Annotated in this window: 1 protein-coding gene; it reads right to left on the reverse strand. The window is 56.4% G+C overall.

Annotated elements, in window-relative coordinates; translation table 11 throughout:
- On the reverse strand, positions 1-349 hold a 349-nt coding region (locus KVG87_RS25775; protein ID WP_217853254.1), incomplete at both ends, for an Hcp family type VI secretion system effector.

Consider the following 349-nt stretch of genomic DNA (forward strand, 5'->3'; position numbering starts at 1 on the left):
ATGGGTCCAGGTGATTTTGCGGTAGGTGAACTGCACTTCTTCCAGGTGGGTGAAGTGCGCGTTGCCTGGATCCTGGCAGTTGTGCATTTTGTTGTTGATGGCGACGATGATCGCGTCTTCCAGTTTGGTGGTGTAGTAGTGCTCTTGGGTGCCTTGGGCCGAAGTGCGGTACCACTGGATAACGATTTCGCTCATGCGCTCGCCGGAAGTCAGTGCTGCTTGCAGCAGTGGCGAAGCCTTGTCGTAGACCTTGGTGATCACAACTGGCTTGTGTACGCGCTGACCGGTTGGCTGACCGGATTGCGGGTCACGCGGGATGATCACGTCGTGGGTGAAAGCCTGAACCATG

Source organism: Pseudomonas siliginis (assembly GCF_019145195.1).
Taxonomy (GTDB): domain Bacteria; phylum Pseudomonadota; class Gammaproteobacteria; order Pseudomonadales; family Pseudomonadaceae; genus Aquipseudomonas; species Aquipseudomonas siliginis.